General features: G+C 66.8%; 1 protein-coding gene. It reads left to right on the top strand.

Going from position 1 to position 1110, the window contains the following annotated elements; genetic code table 11:
- Nucleotides 1–181: 181 nt before the first annotated feature.
- On the top strand, nt 182–1110 hold a 929-nt coding region (locus tag AB0M59_RS53600), incomplete at its 3' end, for a transposase (RefSeq protein ID WP_364632182.1).

Here is a 1110-nt window from a genome sequence, read left to right as displayed (position 1 = left end):
GACCTGGATCCACCGGTGAATGTGGTGGGTGAGGCGGTGTCGTAGACGCGCAGATGCCCTCTGACCTGGGATGATTGTTCTTGTCTAGGGAACAAACAAACCAAAGTGAGAGGGCATCTGCTGGATGCGAGCATCTCATACCCGAGCCAGGACGCTAGCCACCTTCGACGATCAGAGTGTCGTGGCCCATGCCGGGCTACTGCCCCTGCTACGGCTGACCGAGAACATCGGCTTCGCCGACCTCGCCGCCGCCCGGATCCGGATTCCCGGCCCGGCCGGCGCGAACCCGAACACGAAACTGATGTCGCTGATAGCCGGGATGGCCGCCGGCGCGGACAGCATCGACGACTGCGATGTGCTACGAAACGGCGCCATGGACCGGCTGTTTCGCGGTATCCGGGCCCCGTCCACCGTGGGGACGTTCCTGCGCGGGTTCGACATCGGCCACACCACGGCCCTGGAAGCGTTCGCCGCGCAGATCCTGACCCGCCTGGCCCGCACCACCAGCCGGTTGCTACCCGGCATCGGCGACTACGCGATCGTGGACCTGGACTCGAAAATCACCCGCGTCTACGGACAGCGGAAAGTCGGCGCCAACCACGGCTACACCCACACCCGCGGCTACAACTTTCTCGCCGCCACGTTGGCCACCCCGATCGCGGCGCCGGTGATCCTCGCGACCCGGCTGCGCGGCGGGCAGGCCGACTCCCGCCGCAACGCCACTTCCTTCATCACACAAGCACTGCGCACCGCCCGCGGCTGCGGCGCCACCGGGCAGCTGCTGGTGCGCGGCGACTCCGGCTACTACGTTTGCTCCCTGATCCACGCCATCGTCGACGACGGGGCCCGGTTCTCGGTCACCATGCGCTGGCACACCGGCCTGCAGACCGTGATCGAGTCCATCGCCGATGAGGACTGGATCCCGATCACCTACGCCACTCCCGTCTTCGACGAGCACACCCAGACCTGGATCCACACCGCGCAGGTCGCCGAGACCGACTACACCGCCTTCACCAACCCCACCGCACACCCCGAAGGCCCCATCACCGCCCGGCTGATCGTGCGCCGCTACCGCGTTGAAACCCGCACCGAGCAAGGTGAACTGTTCCC

It is taken from the genome of Amycolatopsis sp. NPDC051371 (assembly GCF_040682155.1).
GTDB lineage: Bacteria > Actinomycetota > Actinomycetes > Mycobacteriales > Pseudonocardiaceae > Amycolatopsis.
This window is presented reverse-complemented; position numbering and strand designations above follow the sequence as displayed.